The organism is Leifsonia sp. Root4, from assembly GCF_001425085.1.
Taxonomy (GTDB): Bacteria; Actinomycetota; Actinomycetes; order Actinomycetales; family Microbacteriaceae; genus Microterricola.
The window spans coordinates 78322-98980 of the sequence record NZ_LMDN01000002.1; the positions used below are offsets into that span (position 1 = coordinate 78322).

Here is a 20659-nt window from a genome sequence, read left to right on the forward strand (position 1 = left end):
CCAAGCACTACCCCCAGAAGCCCGCGTGCACCGCTGTCGCCTCGGCATGGAGTTCCGGCGCCGGCCCGGCGACGGCGGTCTCCCGCTGTCCGGCCGCGAACACCTCCCGGCAGGGCAGGCGCATCGTCGGGTTCTCCTCGTTCTCGCCGGTAATTGCGTAGAGATCGGCCTCGGCGAGCGCGAACACGACCCGCCCGATTCCGGCCCAGTAGATTGCTCCGGAGCACATCGCGCACGGCTCGGTGCTCGTGTACAGCGTGAAGTCGGCCAGCTCGGCCGGGCTGTAGCGGCTCGAGGCCAGGCGCACGAGATTGGTCTCGGCGTGCCCGGTCGCGTCGCGGGCGGTGACCACCGTGTTCTCCGCTTCGAGCACGACTGTGCCTGCGGCATCCGTCAGCACGGAGCCGAAGGGGTGATTGCCGTTGACCCTTGAGGATGACGCCACCAGGATCGTGACGCGCAGGCGCTCAAGGTCGTCGGAGCTCAGCGCGGAGCCCGGTGCGGACTTCGGTGTGGGGCTCGGCTCGGAGCTCGCGGACGGTGCAGTTGTCTCAGCCATGGCCCCATTCTGCTCTCCGGAATCCGAAACTCCCATGAACAGCACATTCGGCCTACCCTGAAGTCATGCTCACGCCACCGCTTGCCGCACAGATTCCGACGGAACGCGTTCACCACGGAGACGTCTACGTCGACAACTACGAGTGGATGCGCGACAAAGACAGCCCCGAGGTGCAGGCGCATCTGCACGCCGAGAATGCGTACACCAAGGCCCGCACCGGTCACCTGGCGATCCTGCAGGAGCAGATCTTCGAGGAGATCAAGGGCCGCACCAAGGAGACCGACCTCAGCGTTCCCGTGCGGCGCGGCCACTGGTGGTATTTCACGCGCACGATCGAGGGCCAGCAGTACGGCGTGCACTGCCGCGCCCCGATCGCCGGGCCCGACGACTGGACGCCGCCGACCATCGTCCCGGCCGAGGCGGAGGCAACACCCGCCGACGCGCGCACGGTTCCGGATGCCACCGCCTCCCCGTTCCGGCTCGCCACCGACGCCGACGCCGCCGCTCACGCCGCGGCCGCCCACGCCCGGTCCGGCGAAGCGTCCCTGCCGGGCGAGCAGATCCTGCTCGACGACAACGTCGAAGCCCACGGACACGACTTCTACGAACTCGGCACCTTCGCGGTCAGCGCCGACGGCAGCATGCTCCTCTACGGCGTCGACCTCGAGGGCGACGAACGCTACACCCTGCACGTGCGCTACCTCGGCCGCGACGCCACGATGGATGAGGCCGCAGCCGGCGTGCAGCGCTTCAGCGCAGACGACGACCTCGACGACACGATCACCGACACCTCCGCCGGCGCACTGTTCGATCCGAGCGGGCGCTACGTGTTCTACACGACGGTCGACGAGGCGTGGCGGCCGGACACGGTCTGGCGCCACCAGCTCGGCACCGACCCGGTATCCGCGGTGCAGATCTTCCACGAACCGGACGAGCGCTACTGGGTGGGCGTCGGAGAGACGCGCAGCCGCAAGTACCTCGTGATCGAGCTCGGCTCGAACATCACCAGCGAGACCCGGCTGCTCGACGCGAGCGACCCGACGGGTGAGTTCGAGCTCGTCTGGCCTCGCGTGGAGGGCGTCGAGTACGACGTCGAACACGTGGTGGTCGGCACCCAGGACCGCCTGCTGATCGTGCACAACCACGGCGCGATCAACTTCGAGTTGGTGAGCGTTGCGGCATCCGACCCCCGCGGCGAGCGCCGCGTGATCCTTCCGCACAACCCAGAGGTGCGGCTCGAGGGCGTCGAGGCGTTCCAGGATTTCGTCGCGATCGAGTACCGCCGCGAGGGGCTCACCCGGCTGGCCGTTGCCATGGTGCCGAAGAACGGCGGACGCTACGAGGACACCCCGCACGAGCTCAGCTTCGGTGAGGAGCTGTTCGCGGTCGGGCTCTCCGGCAACCCCGAGTGGGCGCAGCCGACGATCCGCCTCGGCTACACGAGCTTCGTCACTCCGTCGACGGTCTACGACTACGTGGTCGAGAGCAATGAACTGCGGATGCTGAAGCAGCAGCCCGTGCTCGGCCACTTCGATCCGACGCGCTACACCCAGCGCCGCGACTGGGCCATCGCGCCCGACGGCACCCGCGTGCCGATCTCGCTCGTCTACCGCAGTGACCTCGTCACGGCGGGCGAGCCGGCGCCGACGCTGCTCTACGGCTACGGCTCCTACGAGGCCAGCATGGACCCGAGCTTCGGCATCGCCAGGCTCAGCCTGCTCGACCGCGGCATCATCTTCGCGATCGCCCACGTGCGCGGCGGCGGCGAGCTCGGCCGGCTCTGGTACGAGAACGGCAAGAAGCTGCACAAGCGCAACAGCTTCACCGACTTCGTCGCGTGCGCCAAGCACCTGATCGACCGTGACGTGACGGCCAGCGACCGGCTCGTTGCAGAGGGTGGCAGCGCCGGCGGCCTGCTCATGGGCGCGGTCGCGAACCTCGCGCCGCAACTGTTCTCCGGCATCCTCGCCGAGGTGCCGTTCGTTGATCCGCTCACCTCGATCCTCGACCCCTCGCTGCCGCTGACGGTGATCGAGTGGGACGAGTGGGGCGACCCGCTGCACGACGAGGAGGTGTACCAGTACATGAAGGGCTACTCGCCGCTCGAGAACGTGCACGACACCCACTACCCGCGGATCCTCGCCGTCACGAGCATCAACGACACCCGGGTGCTCTACGTGGAGCCGGCCAAGTGGGTGGCGAAGCTGCGCGAGGTCGGCGCGGACGCCCTGCTGAAGACCGAGATGGCGGCCGGGCACGGCGGCGTCTCCGGTCGCTACAGCGCCTGGCGGGAGCGGGCGTTCAACTACGCCTGGGTGATCGACGCGGTCAACGCGCACCCCTCAGGCGAGTAGCGCCACCGCTCCGGCATCCAATCCGGTTGGCAAAACAGGCAGTTCTCGCACCCCGGTAGCGAAAACAGGCTGTCCCGGTCCCGCGGCGACGTCATTGTCTGTTTTCGCGACAGCCACCACCCACGGCGGCTGAGGGAGCGCCAGCGACCGAAGCCCTGAGCCCTCCACGGAGGAGCTGTCGGCAGGGCGTGACACACTGGGAGCATGATCGCGCCCACGTACCCGCTCGTGGACGTGGGCGACATCATCCGCCTCGTCGGGCGCGGGATCTACGAGCGTGGCCGCGGCCGAGCGCGTGACGGTTCGGTCAGCGCCGTCATCTGGCACGAGTCCACAGAGACCCTCACGGGTGTTGTGACGGATACAGGCTCCGACCCGCTCGCGGTCTCGGTGCGGATCGAGCCGACCACCCGCGGCTTCGGCACCCCGTTCGCGAGCGGCTGCGGCTGCCCGCTCGGCGGCGACTGCGCCCACGTCGCGGCCGTCATCCTGAACGCGAACGCCGCAGCAGCCCGCCGCAAGACGGAGGAGCTCGAGGCCCCTCCCGAGCCGCGCGACGCCGAATACGACGATGGCTACGGGGATGGCTACGGTGGCGCGGCCGGTGGGCGCTCAAGCGGCGGCGCGTTCACCCGCACCTCTGACAGCCTGCAGCGCGGCGCTGCGCAGCGCACCTGGTGGCCGTCCGAAGGCGACGACGAGGCCCCGCAGTGGGCGCCCGACGAGACACCAGAGGAGATGCCCGACGAGTTCGCCGACGCTGGCTCCAGCTCGGGCTCCGGATCCGCCGCCCCCACCCGCCAGCCGCCGGCGCCCGCCTGGAAGCGCGCGCTCGGCCCGATCGCGCAGCCACCCGGCGATGCCCGCCTCCGCAGCGACGACGAGGGTGCCCCTACAGGCTCCCGCACCGGAACAGCCCGGGTCGCCACCGGTCCGACGCCGATGGGTCTGCAGTTCGAGCTCCGTGAGGCGAACCGGAAGCCGACCAGCCGGTGGAGCACGCAGCAGTGGGGCGGCTCGAGCAACCGGCCGCCGCGCCCGAGCTTCGGGGCGGGAACGGGTCGGCGGACGGCATCCGGAGCCCCGGCGCTGCAGCTCGCCGTGCGCCCGGTGATGCGCAACGAGCGCGGTAGCTGGGTGCGCACCGGCATCAGCTGGGGCACGCTCAGCTACCAGTCGAACCGGCTCAACCTCGAGCCGGCGCAGCACCGCTGGTTCTGCGAGTTCGGGGCGCTCTACCGCGCCGCCCGCTTCACCTACACCGGTGAGGACGCCGACTGGATCGTGCTCGACGAATTCGCGAGCCCCCTGCTCTGGCAGCTGTTCGAGCGGGCGGAGGCGCTGAAGATCCCGCTGCTCGGCGCGACCAAGACCGTGTCGGTGCAGCTGGCCGGCCACGCGGCGTTGAGCCTCGACGCCACCGACGCGGCCGCGGCCGTGGACACCGCCGCAGTTGACGCGGACGCTGAAGAATCTGTGGGCAGCGGCGCCGCGGCATCCGCCGGACTGCTGCTGACCCCCGTGCTCACGGTCGACGGCGCCACGCACTCGACGGCCCTCGCCGCCGCGATCGGCGAACACGGCGTGTACCTGCGCGAGGTCACCGAGATTGTTGAGCCGGTGCGCTACGGCCGCCGCAGCAGTGCCCAAAAGGCGGCGGAGACGGCGGCGGCGGAAGCCGCGAAGGCGAAGCCGGCCGAGCACACGAGCATCACCCTCGCCCCACTGGATGCCCCGCTCACCCCCGAGCTGCGCGCGCTCCTCGGCCAGGCGAAGCCGCTCGAGGTGCCGGCGGAGGAGGTCACCGAGTTCCTTGAGGGCTACTACCCGCAGCTGCGCCGCCGCATCGAGGTCACGAGCAGCGACGAGTCGATCGAGCTGCCCGCGCTGCAGCGCCCGACGCTGGTGCTCACCGCCACATTCCGCCCCAAGCATGTGCTCATGCTGCAGTGGGCGTGGGAGTACCTCGACGGCCGCGAGCCCGGCGATGACGAGGCGGCGGAGGCCGAGACCGCCGAACGCCTCTACGACGAGGCGCACGTCGAGCCGGAGACGCAGGCGCGCCTGCTCGAGGGTATCGACGCGGCCGAGTTCTGCGCCACCGTTCTCCCCCGGATCGAACGGGTCGACGGCGTGCGCGTCGACGTGCAGGGCACCCGCCCCGACTACCGCGAGCTGACCGAGGCGCCGGAGCTCACCATCACCACGGTCGAAACCGAGCAGACCGACTGGTTCGACCTCGGCGTGGTCGTGACGGTCGGCGGTCGCAAGGTTCCGTTCGGGCCGCTCTTCAAGGCGATGGCCAAAGACAAGAAGAAGCTGCTCCTCGTCGACAACAGCTTCCTCTCGCTCGAACACCCGGCCCTCGACCGGCTGCGGGTGCTCATCTCGGAGGCCAAGGCGCTCTCCGAGTGGGAGACCGGGTTGCGCATCAGCCGCTACCAGACCAGCCTCTGGGCCGACTTCGAAGACCTCGCCGACTACACCGAGCAGGCGCAGTCGTGGCGCTCCGCCGTGTCGGGGCTCAACGGCATCCTCGACAACCGTGACGCGCTCGAGCCGACGCCGGTTCCGGATTCCGTCGCCGCCACCCTGCGGCCGTACCAGCACGACGGTTACAACTGGCTCACCTTCCTCTGGCGGCACGGGCTCGGCGGTGTGCTCGCCGACGACATGGGGCTCGGCAAGACGCTGCAGACGCTGGCGCTCATCGCGCACGCGGTCGAGAACACGGATCCGGCCGAGCGGCGGCCCTTCCTCGTCGTCGCCCCCACCTCGGTGGTCTCCAACTGGGCGGCGGAGGCCGCCCGCTTCACACCCGGCCTCACCGTGCACACCGTGAAGACGACGGAGGCCAAGCGGCGCGGGAAGCAGACGCTGGCGGATCTGGCATCCGGGGCCGACATCATCGTCACCTCCTACGCGTTGTTCCGCCTCGACGAGGCCGCATACGGCGGGCTCGGCTGGGCCGGACTCATCCTCGACGAGGCGCAATTCGTCAAGAACCACAAGGCGCGCGCGCACCAGGTCGCCAAGGACTTCGTTGTGCCGTTCAAGCTCGCCATCACGGGCACGCCGATGGAGAACAACCTGCTCGAGCTCTGGTCGATGTTCTCGATCACGGCGCCGGGGCTGTTCCCGAGCGCGCGGAAGTTCACCGAGAACTACGTGCGCCGGCTGGAGAAGGGCGTCGACAAGCAGGAGAACCGCGAGCTGCTGGCCACGCTGCGCCGCCGCATCCGCCCCTTGATGATGCGCCGCACCAAGGAGCTCGTCGCGCCCGAGCTGCCGGCAAAGCACGAGCAGACCCTCGCGATCGACCTCGAGCCGCGGCACGCGAAGCTCTACGAGACGATGCTGCAGCGCGAGCGGGCGAAGCTCTTCGGCCTGATCGACGACATGAACAAGAACCGTTTCATCGTGTTCCGTTCGCTCACCCTGCTGCGCATGCTCAGCCTTGACGCCAGCCTCGTAGACCCGAAGTACGCGCACATCCCGTCCAGCAAGCTCGATGCGCTGCTCGAACAGCTCGACGACGTCGTCGCCGAGGGGCACCGCGCGCTCGTGTTCAGCCAGTTCACGAGCTTCCTGCAGAAGGCGGCGGCTCGGCTCGAGGAACGCGGGATCGCCTATGCCTACCTCGACGGCTCGACGGGCAAGCGCTCCGAGGTGATCGACCGTTTCAAGACGGGCGATGCGCCGGTGTTCCTGGTGAGCCTGAAGGCCGGCGGCTTCGGCCTCAACCTCACCGAGGCCGATTACGTCTTCCTGCTCGACCCGTGGTGGAACCCGGCCAGCGAGGCGCAGGCCGTCGACCGCGCGCACCGCATCGGACAGACGAAGAACGTGATGGTCTACCGCATGGTCGCCACCGGAACGATCGAGGAGAAGGTGATGGCGCTCAAGGAGGCGAAGGCGCGCGTCTTCAGCGCGGTGCTCGACGACGACGCCGCCTTCAGTGCGGCGCTGACGGCCGACGACATCCGCGGCCTGCTCGCCTAGCGCCGGGGCGGCGCTGGAACCAGCAGCCGCAGCATCAGAACATGCCGCGATTCATGCGCGGAGGCAGCGATGGCAATGATGCCGGCGCGCTCGATAGCGAGGCGGGCGCCTCCCAGAGCAGAACGCTGGGCCTCGCGGCTGCGCCGGCCCCGCTGAGGTTGTCGCAACGCACGAGCTGCGTGCCGATCCGCTGCACCGGACATGCGGCGCTACTGACGGCGTCGGCCTGGGCCGATACTGCGCCGTTCGCCTGCGCGGCCGGAGTCGCAATGCCGAGCGTGAGGAACAGCGTGAGACCACCCGTCGCGCCGACACCGATACCGGCGCGCGAGTGGAGTGACTGGAACATGATCAAGCCTTTCGTGGAGAGAGAAGTGGACGCTTCAAGGCTCCGTCTGGTCGGGGGCGGCGGCATCGGGCGCAGACCCTTAACTTCGGAGTGCAACCCCCTGAGATCTACTCAAGGGCGCGCACCGCTCACCGCTCGCTGCCGATGAACCGGACGCGCTAACCGCCGTCGGGTGAGTCGAACTCAATTCGGACGGCGGGATTCACCGAAGCACGAGTAGACTCACAGCACGCACTCAGGCTCGATACATGGAGGCTCTCATGGTCCCGGAAATCAACTACTGGGCGGTACTTCTCGCGACACTGTCGAGCATGGTCGTCGGCTCGATCTGGTACACCCCGAAGGTGTTCGGCAACTATTGGATGAAGACCGCGAAGATCACGCCGTCCGGCAACAGCAAGGATGCGATCTGGCCGATCATCGTCACCGTGATCGTGAGTTTCGTGACGGCGTGGGTGCTCTCCGGCGCCGCGTTCATCGCCTGGGACTTCTACGGCGGCAGCTTCCTGTTCAACACGATCTTCACCGGCATCATCCTCTGGGCCGGCTTCACCGCCGCCCGCTTCATCACGCACGACGCCTTCGACGGCCGCCCGACGGGTCTCACGGTCCTCAACATCGCCCACGAACTCGTCACGATCGTGATCATGTCGCTCATCATCGGCGTCTGGCCGCCGGCCGGATCCGTCTAACGGTGTCGACAGCCGCCACTCCCCCAGCCACGACGGTCATCGGGGGCGCGAATTTCGCGCCCGAGCTCGTCGCCGCGGTCGTGCGGTCGGCGGATGCCGCAGCGGCGGCATCCGCGGCGATGGTCGGCTCCGGCGACAAGAACGCCATCGACGAGGCCGCGGTCGCGGCGATGCGCGCCGTGTTGCTGCGCGCGCCATTCGCCGGGACGGTCGTGATCGGTGAGGGCGAGAAGGACGACGCCCCGATGCTCGCCAACGGCGAGCAGCTCGGGCTCGGCTTCGACCAGGGTCTCAGCGCCGAGGAACGCGCGAGCTACCCGGAGTGCGACATCGCTGTCGACCCGCTCGACGGCACCCGCCTCGCCGCCGAGGCCCTGCCCGGCGCGGTGTGCGTGATCGCGCTGGCGCCGCGCGGCACCTTGTTCAATCCGCGCGACGCCTTCTACATGCACAAACTCATCGCCGGCCCGGTCGGGGTCGGCGTGCTCGATCTCAGCCTCTCGGCGAGTGAGAATCTGCGCCGGCTGGCGGATGCCGGCCGCCGCCGCGTCGAGGACCTCACCGTCGCGGTGCTCGACAAGCCGAGGCACGCGGCACTCATCGGCGAGCTGCAGGCCAGCGGCGCACGCCTGCACGTGGTCGGCGAGGGCGACATCGGCACCGCGATCGCGGCCGCGACGCCCGGCTCCGGCATCGACCTGGCGATCGGCATCGGCGGAACGCCGGAGGGCGTGATCGCCGCCTGCGCGGTGCGCGCGCTCGGCGGCTTCATGCAGGGCAGGCTCGCCCCGCAGAGCGCGGCGGAGCGTGCAGCGGTGCTCGCGGCCGGCCACGCGGTGGAGCGCGTGCTGGGCCTGGACGACCTGGTCGCGAGCGAGCGCGTGCTCTTCGCCTCGGCCCCGGTCACCTAGGCGTCTCCGGCTGGCCTTGGTCTCGATACGCTCCTTCGTCGCTACTCGACCAGCGGAGTGCGTCCGCAGAGGGTGCCTCTCGCCCGCTGATTGAGCCTGTCGAAATCTCCGACGTGGGGCGGTTTCGACAAGCTCAACCAGCGGGGCCAGGCTCAACCGGCGGAGTTGTGTTCAGACTGCTTGCTGGTTGAGTAGCGAGGAACGAGCGTATCGAAACCTCACGGGCCGGAGCGTTCGCACCGCACAAACACAAACGACCGGGGCAGCTGCCCCGGTCGTTTGTTGCGAAGCGACTACTCCGCGATGTCCTCTGTGGCCTGGAACCACGGCGGGTACACGGCGACCTTGGTCTTGTGACCGGCATCCGAGAGGATGCCGCGCACGGTCGCGCGGACCTTGTCGTTGGCAACGCCGATCAGCGAGATCTGCTCAAACGGGAACGTGTCGGCGACCAGTACCTCGGCGCCGAGGATGCTCTCGGACTCGTCGTCGGCGCGCAGACGCTTGAGCATGCGCTCCGCGTCGGCACGGGTCGTGGCGAAGTTCGTGAGCAGGCCGACGGCGTCACCGTCGGCGACGGCGAATCCACCGAGCGAGCCGTCTGCGGCATCCGCTGCGTCGGAGTCGACGGCGGCAGCAGCCTGCGCGGTGGCCGCGTCGAAGGCGTGCTTGACCGTGCTGACCAGCAGCACGAACTCGGATGCCGCGTAGCCGAGTGCCTCGAGAGTGAGGCGGGGGTCGTCGTGGCCGGCGCGGATGCTGTTCCACACGTGCGCGTTCGGCGAGAGAAAGAACGGCACGTAGTCGGCGACGACGCGGGGCCCGATGTCTTCGCTGAGCACACGCTCGTCGACGGTCTTGGCGCGGCGGGCCTCACGCACACCGGCGGAGGAGATGTTCACCGGCGGCTTGGCGAAGTCGGCGAAGAGCTGACCGGCCGCGAGGATGCCGGCGAGGTTGTCGACGTGCGTGACGTGGTAGATGCGCAGCTCGGCGACCTTGGTCGGCGCGGCCTCCACCTTGAGGGTGACCGGGGCTGCGCCGCGGGTCGTCGACTTGACAGTGGGGGCCTCGCGCAGCGACGCGGGCTTCACACGGGCAACACGCTTCACCGGCGGCGTCAGGGGCTCCGTGACGGGCGGGGGGAAGCACTGCGCGCACAGTCCGTCATCAAAACCGTGGATACATTCGTCGCTCAAGGCCAACCTTCCGTCTGTGTTGCACTCGCCAGCCCCCGAGTCGTTCTACGGGCACGTGTGCGGGTTCCGCGGAAAACGCAAAGTGCCAACCCTCTAGGGTACGCCGGAAGCGGGCGTGCCCGTTACCACTTGAGCCTATCCGCCCCCACTGATTTGCGCTTCGAGTCTCGGGTCCGCCCGGAGAACTACGCTGGAGAGATGGCTCACACCTTTGCCAACGAACCGGATGCCCGCCGCTACAGCATGCGCGACGGCGACACTCTCCTCGGCGTGCTCGACTACGCGGCGAACGACTCCGAGATCGCGCTGACGCGCGCGTTCACGCTGCCGCCGTTCCGCGGCAGGGGGTACGCCGCCGAGTTGATGGAGTTCGCGGTGAACGACATCGAGACGAACAGCACCCTCAGGATCGTGCCGAGCTGCTGGTACGCGGCGGAGTGGTTCGAGCGCAACCCGGAGCGCGCCGGGCTGCTCAGCCGCTGACGCCGCCGCGGTTCGTCGCTGACCGTCTGCGGCGATTGCCAGCCCTCCCACGTCGGCTGAGTGAGGAACGAACGAAGCCCTGAGCCCGCTCCAGGGACGCCGGGCTCTGCGCATCCGTCCCCCGATAACCCTCAGGGCTTCGTCGCTCGTTCCTCGCTCCTCAGCCGTCGTGTGGTGAGCGCCCGCTCAGTCGGCGAAGGCCGGCACGACCTCGGCTGCGATGAGCTCCAGGTGGTCCAGATCGCTGAGGTCGAGGATCTGGAGGTACACGGTCTCGACGCCGATCTCGGCGAGCGCGCCGAGCTTGTCGACGGCCTCCTGCACGGTGCCGCCGAGTGAGTCCCCGCGGAACGTCGCCGGCTCCTCGCCGATCGCAGCGGCACGGCGGTGGTACTCGGCCTCCGTCGAGCCGATCGCGGTCGTGATCGCCGTCGAGTAGATCATCGAGTCGGCGGCGCGGCCGGCCTGCTCGCAGGCGTCACGCACACGGCCGAAGGCGGCATCCGTCTCGGCGAGGGGCGAGAACGGCACGTTGTACTCATCGGCGAAGCGGGCCGCCAGGCGCGGTGTGCGCGCGGCCCCCGTGCCACCGACAATGACGGGGATGTGCTGCTGCGTGGGCTTCGGCAGTGCCGGCGAGTCGAGCAACGTGTAGTGCTCGCCGCTGTAGGTGAACCGTTCGCCGAGTGGGGTGCCCCACAGTCCGGTGATCACCTCGAGCTGCTCCTCCAACATGCCGAAGCGCTTGGCCGGGAACGGGATGCCGAACGCGTCGTGTTCAGCCTGGAACCATCCGGTTCCGAGCGCGAACTCGACCCGCCCGCCCGACATCTGGTCGACCTGAGCCACCTGCACGGCGAGCAGTGCCGGGTGTCGGAACGTCGCCGAGCTGACGAGCGTGCCGAGGCGGATGTCGTTGGTCTCGCGGGCCAGGGCGGCAAGCGTCAGCCAGGCATCCGTCGGGCCCGGCATCCCGCTCGCTCCGTCCATCGCCAGGAAGTGGTCACTGCGGAAGAAGGCGTCGAAGCCGAGGCGTTCGGTGGCCTGGGCGATGGCGAGCTGGTCGTCGTAGCTGGCGCCCTGCTGGGGTTCGGTGAAGATGCGGAACTTCATGGCCTCACTCTGCCAGCTGTGCGGAGCCACCCCGAGCATTTCCGTGGCCGCGCCGCGTTCCCCGGTGTCTCCGTGTGTCGTCCGGCTCGCTGAGTTCGAGAATGGCGACCTCGCGACTGCCGGCCAGGCGCGAGATCGCCAGCAGGTGAGGCTCCACCTGCTGCTCGCGTGCCGACGCAGCGAGGCGTGCGTAAAGCTCGACCGGAACCAACACCGGTACCACCTCGGCCAGGCCCGGCCGCTCCGCGCCGGCCGGATCTCGCGTCGCGCCGAGCGATCCGAACGCCTCCGGCGGCGGCCGCCCACCGGCAACTGCTTCGGCCACGGCCTCGCGCGCACGATTGCGGATGCCGGCGAGCGCCGCGATGTGCTCCCCGGCCAGCCAGCAGAGCGCCGGCATCTCGTCGACCGTGCCGCGGAAGGCCTGCTCGTCGGGCGACCACACCACCCGGTAGCTGTACTGCTCGCTCACATCGACGGCGGTGGACGGGTGCGCCTGCAGCGTGGCAATCAGCGAGCTGAGCGCCGCGGCCGAACGTTGCTCGTTCTCGCGCACGGTCATGGCGCCGCTCCCGCCCTCGGCGTCGGCTGCAGCCCGCCGCCGCCGCGCTCACAGCAGGTCATCGGGAGCCACCCAGCGCACGCCGTCGTCGTGACTGATCAGTTGAGCGCGCACCGAGACGCCGGCATCCGCGCACCCAGTGGCGAGAGCCCGCGCCCAGCTGCGATCCAGGTGACTGACCCGGTGCCCGCCCGGACGTTCCCAGACGAAGATCGCCTGCGCCGCGCCCGCCTCGTACACGGTCTCGGCGACGCGGGCAGCGAGTAGACCGGCGGCGCCACCGTTCGGCGTCTTCGGGTAGTCGGCCATGGGAATGATGATCGGAATCTGCCTTCCCGCCTCGTCAAGGAGCAGCATCCACCACTGGCGCCGACAGGCAGCGCCGATGAGCTGTTCGACGCGCGCCTGCACGGCGGCGTCACTGTCGAGCGGAATCTGCCGGAGTTCGTCGGCGTCAAGAGTTGTCATTCCCCCATGCTGCGCGCGGCTCGTCAGCGCACACGAGGAGACTCCGAGGCTGTGGAGAAACCGCGATCGGCCGCCGCCTGTGCAGGGCAGGAAGCAGGGCGGGTGCGAGGGAGCGAACCGGGACCGAATCCGGCGTGGCACCGTGGCGCCCGGCGCGCACCTTACTGTTGAAGCCGTGCCACGCAACTCCTCCCCCACGCTCCCCGCTGCCCCGACCACGGTGCTCGCCGTGCTCCGCAACCCCCGCGCACTCAGCATCGAGGTGTTGGCCGGCATCGTCACCACGCTCGCGCTCATCCCCGAGGTCATCTCCTTCTCGGTGATCGCCGGCGTCGACCCACGCGTGAGCCTGGTGGCATCCGTGGTGTTGGCCGTATCGATGTCCTTCCTCGGCGGCCGCCCGGCGATGATCACGGCCGCCGCCGGCGCCGTGGCCCTCGTGGTCGGACCGCTGGTCAAGGAGCACGGCGTCGAGTACCTGCTGCCGACCGTCATCCTGGCCGGCCTCGTGCAGATCCTCTTCGGCGTCACGGGGCTCGCCCGCCTGATGCGCTTCATCCCGCGTTCGGTGATGCTCGGTTTCGTCAACGCCCTCGGCATCCTGATCTTCGTCGCCCAGGTGCCGCACCTGCTCGGTGTGCCGTGGCTCGTCTACCCGCTGTTCGCGCTGACCGTGCTGATCGTGCTCGGCCTGCCCCGCCTGACCACCGCCGTGCCCGCGCCGCTCGTGGCGATCGTCGTCGCCACCGTGATCACGATCGTCGCTCACCTCAGCGTTCCCACCGTCGGCGACGAGGGAGTGATCGGCGGCGGGCTGCCCGGCTTCACCGAGCTGCTCGTGCCCTTGAATCTCGACACGCTCGCCCTCATCTGGCCGACCGCGCTCAGCGTGGCCTTCGTCGGCCTCATGGAGACGCTGCTCACGGCCAAGCTCGTCGACGACATGACCGACAGCCGCTCGAACAAGGGCCGCGAGTCGTGGGCGCTCGGCGTCTCGAACATCCTCGCCGGCTTCTACGGCGGCATCGCCGGCTGCGCGATGATCGGCCAGACCGTGGTGAACGTGAAGCTCGGCCGGGCCCGCACCCGCATCTCCACCTTCGTGGCCGGCGTCTTCCTGCTGCTGCTCGTCACAGCCCTCAGCGGGGTGATGGAGCAGATCCCCATGGTGGCGCTGGCCGCCGTGATGATGATCGTCGCGATCAAGACCGTCAACTGGCACAGCCTCGCGCCGGCCACCCTGCGCCGGATGCCGCTCTCCGAGACCGTCGTGATGCTCAGCACCGTGGCGATCGTCGTCGCCACGCAGAACCTCGCGATCGGTGTCGGGGCCGGGGCGGTGCTGGCGATGGTGCTGTTCGCCCGCCGCGTCGCGCACGTCGTCACCGTCACGCGCACGGTCTCCGAGGACGGGTCCCGGGCCCACTACTCCGTCGCCGGACCGCTGTTCTTCGGCAGCTCCAACGACCTGGTCGAACAGTTCTCCTACGGGCAGGACCCCGCCGAGGTGACCGTGGATTTCAGCGACGCGCAGATCTGGGACGCCTCGACGGTGGCCGTGCTCGACTCGGTGCAGCACAAGTACACGGAGCATGCGGCATCCGTCACCTTCACCGGACTCGACGAGCGCAGCACCGCGCTGCACGGCAGGCTCAGCGGGCACCTCTAGGCGCCACTGTCGGAACAGCCACTCGGCCACCCCGACAGTGTGGAGCGCGCCCTCAGCGGGCTCCGATGTAGGCGATCGCCTCGATTTCCACAGTGAAGCCCCCGGCGAGCGCGATGCCGAAGGTGCTTCGTGCCGGGCGGTGCTCGCCAAAGACAGCGGCGTACTCCTCGTTGAAGACGGCGAAGTTGCCGATATCGGTCAGCAGGCACATCGTGCGAACGACGTCTCCGAACTCGGCGCCGCCCTCTGCGAGCACACTCTTCAGATTGGCCAACGCCTGGCGTACCTCCTCACGGAAGTCGCTCGGCGTCTCTCCCGTCCTCGGATTCAGGCCCACCTGACCGGCAGTGAAAATGTAATCGCCGGCGAGCATCGCCTGGGAATATGCGCCACCGGGCGCCGGGGCCTCAGTCGTGAACAGCGGGTGCATCGTCATGGTCTCTCCTCGTGTTGTGTCGTCGTGTCTTGTCGTCAGCGTCAACCGCAGAAGTCAACCGCGATGCGGGCGTACATGCGGGCGGCTTGATGCACGCTCTCGGCGCTCACGTACTCGTTTGGCCCGTGGGCGCAGGTGAGCACGCCGGGGCCGAAAGATGGCAGCGTGGGGATGCCGAGCTCCGAGTACCAGGGAGCATCGGTGCCGCCGGGGAAGACGGCCAACGGCGGTGCCTCCCCCAGGACATCGCGAGCCGCCGCCTGGGTGGCAGCGACGAGCGCGTGGTCGGCATCCATCTCGCTCCACGGAATCCAGTCGAGCCCCGGCTCGAAGCAGTACTCGACAACGAGTTCGGGGTCCGCTGCCCTGCACGCCTCGAGCCAGCGTTCGATCCCGTCGGCCACTTGCTTTTTGGTCATGCCGGGGACGGTGCGCAGATCGCAGGCGAACTCGGCCCGGCCCGGCACGACGCCGAAGAACGTGCCACCGTCGAGCATGACGCCGGTGTTCAGGGTCGGGCCGACCCCGCCGAGCGGGTGTGCGGTGAACGGCAGTTCGAGCTCAGCGCCGATCCTGGTCATCAGATCGGCCAGCTTCAGCGAGGCGTTCACCGACGGCATCCGGTCAGAAAGGCTCGAGTGCATCTGCGTTCCCGAGACGACAACCCGAAAACAGCACACGCCCCGCGACACGAGGTGGATGCCCTGCCAGTCGTGCTCCCACCCGCTCGGTTCTCCGATCAGGATCGCGTCGACGTTGTCCACGAACGGGGCGACGTACTTCGCGCCGAGCTGGGCACCGGCCTCCTCGTCGGCGATCATGCCGATGACGAGGTCACCGCGCAGCGCTGTACCGGTCTCCTTGATGGCGCGGGCCGCGAAGATCATCGCCGCAACAGCCGCTTTCATATCGGTCGCACCGAGGCCGTAGATGTTGCCGTCCCGGTGCGTGGCGTGCAGGGGCTCGGTCAGCCAGAGTTCTCGCGCCTCACCGACAGGCTTCGTGTCGGTGTGCCCATTCAGCATCAGGGTGCGCCCGCCGCCGCTTCCGCGCATCCGCAGGAACAGGCTGGGGCGCTCCTCGGAGGGCCCGATTACGGTGAGTTCGCCCAACCCGAACTCGCTGAGCCGCTCGCTCAGGAAGGAGACGATCGCTCGCTCATCGGCGTGCGGCGGAATCTGGCTGTCGATCGCGATGAGCTGTTCGACGAGCTCGATGAGCTCGTCGCGCCCCGCGTCGAGGTAGCCGTCGATCAGTTCGTGGCTCGTCGTTGCCGTTGTCATTTTCAGGCTCCCACCATCTCGTACTCCGCGATCGTCGCGGCGACGCCGTCGACGAATCGAGCAACATCGTCTCTGCTGTTCATAACGTGGAATGAAGCGCGCACCCGGCCGTCGCCGCCCCACACCAGCACGCCTCGCTGCGCCAAGCGTTCGGCGAAGCGTTCGCCGGCTGGATGCAGGAAGGCGAGGTTCCCGGCCGAGCGTGCGGGGTCGGCCGGCGTGATCACGTCAACGCCGAGCTCGACGAGTGCGGCGCGGGCCTGGGCCACGAGGGCGAGCGCGTGTGATTCCACCCTCTCGATGCCGAGCTCGAGGATCGTATCGATGCCGGCTCCGAGCCCGGCGATCTCGGCGAGCGCGGGTGCCCCCATTTGGAACCGCGTGGCGTCGACGTTCCAGTTCAGTTCGTCAAAGCGGTCCTCCGTGAAGATGTTCCCGAGGGAGCGCCAGCCGACGTTGCCCGGCCGGAAGTCCGGCAACAGCTCTTGGTTCCAGATGACGACGCCGACACCGTATGGCCCGAGCGTCCACTTGTACGAGGCGCTGATCGTGATCGCCGCGTGCTCGAGGTCCATATCGATGACGCCGAGGGAGTGCGAGACGTCCACGAGCAGCGGGATGTCGGCGGCGCGCGCGAAGCGGCCGATGCCGCCGAGGTCGTGACGGAGACCATTGACGTAGCCCACGTGGCTCACCGCGATCGCGATCGTGCGCTCATCGCAGGCCGCCTCGAGCGATGCCGTCGGCATCTCCCAGTCCTCCGCGCGCGGGACGACCCGAACCTCCAGGCCGAACTGACGCAATCGCAGCCAGGGGGCGAAGACCGCGGGGTGCTCGTACTCGTTCACAACGATGTTGTCGCCTGGCTTCCAGTTCCACCCGTTGGCGACGGCGCTCCACGCCGTCGAGGCATCGCCGAGCAGGGCGACCTCACTCGCGGAGCGATGCGTCAACGTGGCGATGCTCTTTCGCGTGTGGTCTTCGGCGGCGAAGAGCACGTCGCGGCCGCGCTCGCCCAGGCTCTTGGCCCGGTACGAGTCGACGATGGCGTGCTCGACGCGGGCGAGCGCCGGGGAGTGCGCTCCGGTGTACAGATAGGACTCGGCCTCGAGATTGATGAAGCTGTCTCGGTCCAGCAGCGGCCGATCGCCGGAGCGTTCCATGGGTTTCCTCACTTCGATGTGTTGCGGGTTGTGGATGACGCTCCGTCCATTGGGACGGCGCGGGGCAGTCGGTCATGGCATCCGCCAGACCTCCGGTGCGAAGAGAAGCTCACCGTTCTCGTCGAGCGGGTCGTGCATGAGCCGCCGGATGTGTGTGCTCCAGCGACGGTTGGCCGGATCGGCGTCGAGCTCGGCGAAGGCCTCCACGAGCGGGCGTTCGCACTCTCCCCAGGCGATCACGGTGTGCCCACGTCGGAACAGGGAGTAGTCGCGGATGCCGGCGGCGCGCATCGCGTCGACGACGCCGGGCCAGATCTGTTCGTGCTCCTTCTCGTAAATCTCGATCGTGCCTGGCAGAAGCTCAAAGGTGTAGCAGAAGCGATACATGGTCAGTCCTTGCCGCAGAGTGTTCGCAGGTTGCCGCCGAGGATCAGGGCGCGCTCGGCTGCGGTCAGCTGCTCGCTCAGCCACGCGGGAATCGCGAAGAGCTCGTCGGCGCTCACGACGTCGAGCCCCGGTGCGAAGTCGGAGCCCCAGAGCAGGCGCTCAACCCCGAAGACCTCGAGGAGTGCCATCGTCGCGTCGCGGGCGCCGTAGTGCGGGTACACGGGGTCGGTGGCATACAACCCGGAGAATTTCACCGCGACCGACTCTGCCGTCCCCAAACCGAGGAGCGCCGCGTTCGGGGCGGCATCGCGCCCGCCTGCGGCCGGCAGCCCGAGATGGCTGATCAGCACCCTCGCATCGCCGAGCGCCCGGATACGCTCAGACGCTCCCGCCACGCCTCGAGGGGTGGCGTTGATGCTGAGCAGTGCCGAGCGGCTGCTCAGGAGGGCCCAGAACTTGTCGTCGAAGGCGTCACAGATCGCGCCGTCGTCGCCTAGGTACAGACTGAAGCCCGCCGCACCCGCATCCAGGGCCATCTCGGCGGCGGCGACCGAGAGCGGACGCGCAGCGTCGAGGAAGAGCAGTGGGGTCACCCAGCCAAGTCGCTCGCCCAGGCCGAGGACGTAGTCGTTGTTTCCGCGGAAACGTTGATCGCCCTCGTATGCGACGACGAGGGCGTCGTCAACTCCGTGCTCGGCTCGGAGTGCCTCGTACTGGGCGAGCTCGGCCCCCGCTGTGCGATCACCGGAGTATCCGGTGTCGAAGAGGTGGATATGGGAGTCAAAGCGCGCGCTCATGCACCCACCTCGGGAGGGCGCGGCCCCGCATCCGATTCGGCGAGCTCCGCCGCAGCGATGATCCGGTGGGCCAGGGCGAGGCCGTTCACCGCCTCATCGAGGGTGACGACGGTCGGCGCCGTGCCGAAGCGGATCGCGTCGACGAAGATCCGGATCTCCTCATCGAGTGCTCCATGGCTGCCGAGCGGGGTGAGTGCGTCGTCGACCGGAGCGCATGCCGGGCCGAAGTCCGAGACGCGGGCACCAAGCGAGAGCGAGAGAGCCCCGGTCTCGCCGATCACCTCGAGCGCATCGGGCAGGCCGCCTGCGCCGGCGAGCGACCACGACACCTGGAATGACCAGATTGATCCGGATGTCGTGACGACCTCAGCCCAGACCACGGACGGCTGGGCGCGTCCCGCGATACGGAGCTGACGCGCGGTGACGACGGTCGGCGCCGAGCCATCCAGCCAGAGCGCCAAGTCGATGTCGTGCACCATCGTCATCAAGACGGGGTGCACATCGGGGAAGAGGCCGTCGTGCTCGATGGTGCGGTGTCGCCGGAATGAGAGAGCTCGGGGCGCCCCGATCGATCCAGCGGCGATACGGCTTGCGAGCTCACGATACGGTGCCGCGAAGCGCAGGATGTGAGCCGGGAGCACGAATCCCCTCGCCGAGGCGGAGGCATCCGTCAGCAGGCGTGCCTCCTCTGGCCGCAGCACGACCGGCTTCTCGAGCAGCACACTCGCGCCCGCCCGCAACGCCGCCAGGGTCGGCTCGAGATGGTGCGCCCCTCCAGTGGCGACGGAGACGCCGTCGACCGCTTCGGCTGCGAACAACTCCTCGACAGAGCCGTAGGCCGCCGGCGCTCCGCACCGCTCCGCGACCTCCCGCGCCCGATCGAGGTTGCGGTCGACGATCGCGACAAGTCGGCAGTCGGGGTTCGTCCGAAAGGCCTGCGCGTGAAGCTCGCCGAACTGGCCAGCACCGACAACGGCCACCCGCACGCCGTCTCGAATCGTCGCCGTGTGCAGGGGGCCGTTGTCAGTCATACTCGGTCGTTTCTCTCGGTGCCGGTTGTGGGCGCGCGTCAGGCCTCAGCGTTCGGGCTGATCAGCAGTTGGGCGTGTAGATGTAGCGCTGGGCCTCGTCGCTGTCGACGTTGTCGCGATCGATGATGAACGCGGTCACGTACTCCTGGTACTCCAGAGACGCGGGGTCGAGGCTGCCATCGACGATCTTGGCGATGCGCTCGACTGAGTCGTACCCGAGACCATAGGGATCCTGAGCAACGAGTGCGTCGTAGATCCCGGCCTTGAGGTCTGCGACCTGTGAGGGGTCGGCGTCGTAGGCGACGAGCTTGATCTGACCGGACTTGTCAGCGGCTTGGATTGCGGCGGATGCGCCGGCCGACGCCGGGGCGAGCGTCGTGTAAATACCGGCCAGATCGGGGTTGGTGATCGCGGCGGCGGCCTTCTGCGAGGCCTTCGCCTGGTCGGCCTCTGAGTACTCGGTCGGCAGCACCGTGACGTCCGGGTAGGCCTCTGCCATACGCTCGGCGAAGCCGTCGACGCGCTCGGCGTTCGCGGCGACACCGGGGAAGGAGGCGATCACGAGAACCGTTCCCTTCTCACCGATTGCCGCGGCGAGTGCATCGGCGGCCAACGCGCCGGCGCTCAGGTTGTCTGTGCGGATGTTCTGGGTCTCGACGGGCTCGTCGAGACTGCCGTCGACGGTGATGACCGGCATCCCGTCACCGGCAATCGTGTCGACCGTCTCAATCAGCCCGACCGGGTCGGTCGGCACGAGAACGAGGCCGGCCGGCGAACCCTGCACCGCCGCGTTGATGAGCGGGGTCTGGGTCTGCAGATCCCAGTTAGCGTCGCCCTGCCAGTCGAGGTCGACACCGTACTCGTCGGCTGCCGCCTGGGCGCCGCACTGCATGACTTGGAAGTACGTTGCCGTCATCTGCGCGGCGACGAAGGCGACGGTCGGCTTGCCGCTGGCCGCTCCGCCTCCCTCCGGCGATGTGCCCGCCGCGCTGCACGAGGTGAGAGCGAGTGCGATGACGGATGCGGCACCGATGACGCTTCCGCGGCTGATGAGTTTCATATTGCGGGACACTGTTCCTCCTTGGTGAATGTGATGCTGGGTGGGTGATGGTGCGTTTCGGGCAGCGTCGATCGCCAGCGACTCTCGCGAGCGTTGCGCTGTTCCGGGTGAAGGCGGGGTGCGGTAGATCGCCGCTCCGAC

Annotated in this window: 19 protein-coding genes; 6 read left to right on the top strand and 13 right to left on the bottom strand. The window is 68.8% G+C overall.

The window, feature by feature from the left end:
- Window positions 1–7 precede the first annotated feature (7 nt).
- Window positions 8–559 (bottom strand): deaminase, encoded by a 552-nt coding sequence (locus ASC66_RS06525; protein WP_082492097.1) that lies wholly within the window; start codon window positions 557–559, stop codon window positions 8–10.
- 65 nt (window positions 560–624) lie between these two features.
- On the opposite strand from ASC66_RS06525, the gene ASC66_RS06530 reads away from it, so the two are divergent.
- Together ASC66_RS06530 and ASC66_RS06535 are read left to right on the top strand one after the other, a co-directional pair.
- Window positions 625–2913 (top strand): S9 family peptidase, encoded by a 2289-nt coding sequence (locus tag ASC66_RS06530; RefSeq protein WP_055836672.1) that lies wholly within the window; start codon window positions 625–627, stop codon window positions 2911–2913.
- Window positions 2914–3117: 204 nt separating this feature from the next.
- Window positions 3118–6915 carry a DEAD/DEAH box helicase gene (locus ASC66_RS06535; RefSeq protein ID WP_055836675.1) on the top strand — a complete coding sequence of 1266 codons (3798 nt, stop codon included), beginning with the start codon at window positions 3118–3120 and terminating at the stop codon, window positions 6913–6915.
- A gap of 34 nt (window positions 6916–6949) precedes the next feature.
- Here ASC66_RS06535 and ASC66_RS06540 read toward each other — a convergent pair whose 3' ends face one another.
- Complete coding sequence (locus tag ASC66_RS06540; RefSeq protein WP_055836678.1) at window positions 6950–7264, bottom strand: hypothetical protein; 315 nt, start codon at window positions 7262–7264, stop codon at window positions 6950–6952.
- Window positions 7265–7524: 260 nt separating this feature from the next.
- On the opposite strand from ASC66_RS06540, the gene ASC66_RS06545 reads away from it, so the two are divergent.
- Complete coding sequence (locus ASC66_RS06545) at window positions 7525–7956, top strand: DUF1761 domain-containing protein (RefSeq protein ID WP_055836681.1); 432 nt, start codon at window positions 7525–7527, stop codon at window positions 7954–7956.
- Between the two features lie 2 nt (window positions 7957–7958).
- Window positions 7959–8867: a class II fructose-bisphosphatase family protein gene (locus ASC66_RS06550; protein ID WP_055836684.1), complete on the top strand. Its 909-nt coding sequence runs from the start codon at window positions 7959–7961 to the stop codon at window positions 8865–8867.
- A 293-nt stretch (window positions 8868–9160) separates the two neighbouring features.
- Here ASC66_RS06550 and ASC66_RS06555 read toward each other — a convergent pair whose 3' ends face one another.
- Entirely contained in the window at window positions 9161–9961 is an 801-nt protein-coding gene (locus tag ASC66_RS06555) for a DarT ssDNA thymidine ADP-ribosyltransferase family protein (RefSeq protein ID WP_162243479.1), read from the bottom strand.
- Between the two features lie 162 nt (window positions 9962–10123).
- Between ASC66_RS06555 and ASC66_RS06560 the strand changes: the two genes are divergently transcribed.
- On the top strand, window positions 10124–10549 hold the full coding sequence (locus tag ASC66_RS06560; protein WP_353612520.1) for a GNAT family N-acetyltransferase: 426 nt from the start codon (window positions 10124–10126) through the stop codon (window positions 10547–10549).
- Window positions 10550–10735: 186 nt separating this feature from the next.
- Here ASC66_RS06560 and ASC66_RS06565 read toward each other — a convergent pair whose 3' ends face one another.
- The 3 genes from ASC66_RS06565 to ASC66_RS06575 are packed head-to-tail and all read right to left on the bottom strand — an operon-like array spanning window position 10736 to window position 12692.
- A complete protein-coding gene (locus tag ASC66_RS06565) occupies window positions 10736–11662 on the bottom strand; it encodes an LLM class F420-dependent oxidoreductase (RefSeq protein ID WP_055838284.1) in 927 nt (308 codons plus the stop codon).
- A 4-nt stretch (window positions 11663–11666) separates the two neighbouring features.
- On the bottom strand, window positions 11667–12224 hold the full coding sequence (locus ASC66_RS06570) for a hypothetical protein (RefSeq protein WP_055836691.1): 558 nt from the start codon (window positions 12222–12224) through the stop codon (window positions 11667–11669).
- A gap of 48 nt (window positions 12225–12272) precedes the next feature.
- Window positions 12273–12692 carry a hypothetical protein gene (locus ASC66_RS06575; protein ID WP_055836694.1) on the bottom strand — a complete coding sequence of 140 codons (420 nt, stop codon included), beginning with the start codon at window positions 12690–12692 and terminating at the stop codon, window positions 12273–12275.
- A gap of 175 nt (window positions 12693–12867) precedes the next feature.
- Between ASC66_RS06575 and ASC66_RS06580 the strand changes: the two genes are divergently transcribed.
- Window positions 12868–14361 (top strand): SulP family inorganic anion transporter, encoded by a 1494-nt coding sequence (locus ASC66_RS06580; protein ID WP_055836697.1) that lies wholly within the window; start codon window positions 12868–12870, stop codon window positions 14359–14361.
- A gap of 52 nt (window positions 14362–14413) precedes the next feature.
- Here the strand turns inward: ASC66_RS06580 and ASC66_RS06585 are convergent, their stop codons facing one another.
- The 7 genes from ASC66_RS06585 to ASC66_RS06615 all read right to left on the bottom strand — a co-directional run bounded on the left by ASC66_RS06585 (window position 14414) and on the right by ASC66_RS06615 (window position 20530).
- Window positions 14414–14797, bottom strand: coding sequence for a RidA family protein (locus tag ASC66_RS06585; protein WP_055836702.1), 384 nt, complete (start codon window positions 14795–14797; stop codon window positions 14414–14416).
- Window positions 14798–14838: 41 nt separating this feature from the next.
- Window positions 14839–16080: a M20 family metallopeptidase gene (locus ASC66_RS06590; protein ID WP_055836705.1), complete on the bottom strand. Its 1242-nt coding sequence runs from the start codon at window positions 16078–16080 to the stop codon at window positions 14839–14841.
- A 2-nt stretch (window positions 16081–16082) separates the two neighbouring features.
- The gene (locus ASC66_RS06595; protein WP_055836708.1) at window positions 16083–17243 is read right to left on the bottom strand and encodes an aminotransferase class V-fold PLP-dependent enzyme; all 1161 of its coding nucleotides are present in this window, start codon (window positions 17241–17243) and stop codon (window positions 16083–16085) included.
- A gap of 72 nt (window positions 17244–17315) precedes the next feature.
- A complete protein-coding gene (locus ASC66_RS06600) occupies window positions 17316–17630 on the bottom strand; it encodes an L-rhamnose mutarotase (protein WP_055836711.1) in 315 nt (104 codons plus the stop codon).
- Between the two features lie 2 nt (window positions 17631–17632).
- Window positions 17633–18427: an amidohydrolase family protein gene (locus ASC66_RS06605; protein ID WP_055836714.1), complete on the bottom strand. Its 795-nt coding sequence runs from the start codon at window positions 18425–18427 to the stop codon at window positions 17633–17635.
- The gene (locus tag ASC66_RS06610) at window positions 18424–19458 is read right to left on the bottom strand and encodes a Gfo/Idh/MocA family protein (RefSeq protein ID WP_055836717.1); all 1035 of its coding nucleotides are present in this window, start codon (window positions 19456–19458) and stop codon (window positions 18424–18426) included. Before ASC66_RS06610 ends, ASC66_RS06605 begins: the two co-directional genes overlap by 4 nt.
- A gap of 61 nt (window positions 19459–19519) precedes the next feature.
- Window positions 19520–20530, bottom strand: a complete 1011-nt coding sequence (locus ASC66_RS06615) for an ABC transporter substrate-binding protein (protein WP_157509686.1) — start codon at window positions 20528–20530, stop codon at window positions 19520–19522.
- Window positions 20531–20659: the final 129 nt, after the last annotated feature.

Bases quoted from the DNA above. Each gene is read 5' to 3' on its own strand.
- ASC66_RS06610 (WP_055836717.1), bottom strand. From the start codon at position 19,458: ATGACTGACAACGGCCCCCTGCACACGGCGACGATTCGAGACGGCGTG.
- ASC66_RS06530 (WP_055836672.1), top strand. From the start codon at position 625: ATGCTCACGCCACCGCTTGCCGCACAGATTCCGACGGAACGCGTTCAC.
- ASC66_RS06600 (WP_055836711.1), bottom strand. From the start codon at position 17,630: ATGTATCGCTTCTGCTACACCTTTGAGCTTCTGCCAGGCACGATCGAG.
- ASC66_RS06575 (WP_055836694.1), bottom strand. From the start codon at position 12,692: ATGACAACTCTTGACGCCGACGAACTCCGGCAGATTCCGCTCGACAGT.
- ASC66_RS06535 (WP_055836675.1), top strand. From the start codon at position 3,118: ATGATCGCGCCCACGTACCCGCTCGTGGACGTGGGCGACATCATCCGC.
- ASC66_RS06525 (WP_082492097.1), bottom strand. From the start codon at position 559: ATGGCTGAGACAACTGCACCGTCCGCGAGCTCCGAGCCGAGCCCCACA.
- ASC66_RS06565 (WP_055838284.1), bottom strand. From the start codon at position 11,662: ATGAAGTTCCGCATCTTCACCGAACCCCAGCAGGGCGCCAGCTACGAC.
- ASC66_RS06570 (WP_055836691.1), bottom strand. From the start codon at position 12,224: ATGACCGTGCGCGAGAACGAGCAACGTTCGGCCGCGGCGCTCAGCTCG.
- ASC66_RS06585 (WP_055836702.1), bottom strand. From the start codon at position 14,797: ATGACGATGCACCCGCTGTTCACGACTGAGGCCCCGGCGCCCGGTGGC.
- ASC66_RS06590 (WP_055836705.1), bottom strand. From the start codon at position 16,080: ATGACAACGGCAACGACGAGCCACGAACTGATCGACGGCTACCTCGAC.
- ASC66_RS06545 (WP_055836681.1), top strand. From the start codon at position 7,525: ATGGTCCCGGAAATCAACTACTGGGCGGTACTTCTCGCGACACTGTCG.
- ASC66_RS06605 (WP_055836714.1), bottom strand. From the start codon at position 18,427: ATGAGCGCGCGCTTTGACTCCCATATCCACCTCTTCGACACCGGATAC.
- ASC66_RS06540 (WP_055836678.1), bottom strand. From the start codon at position 7,264: ATGTTCCAGTCACTCCACTCGCGCGCCGGTATCGGTGTCGGCGCGACG.
- ASC66_RS06595 (WP_055836708.1), bottom strand. From the start codon at position 17,243: ATGGAACGCTCCGGCGATCGGCCGCTGCTGGACCGAGACAGCTTCATC.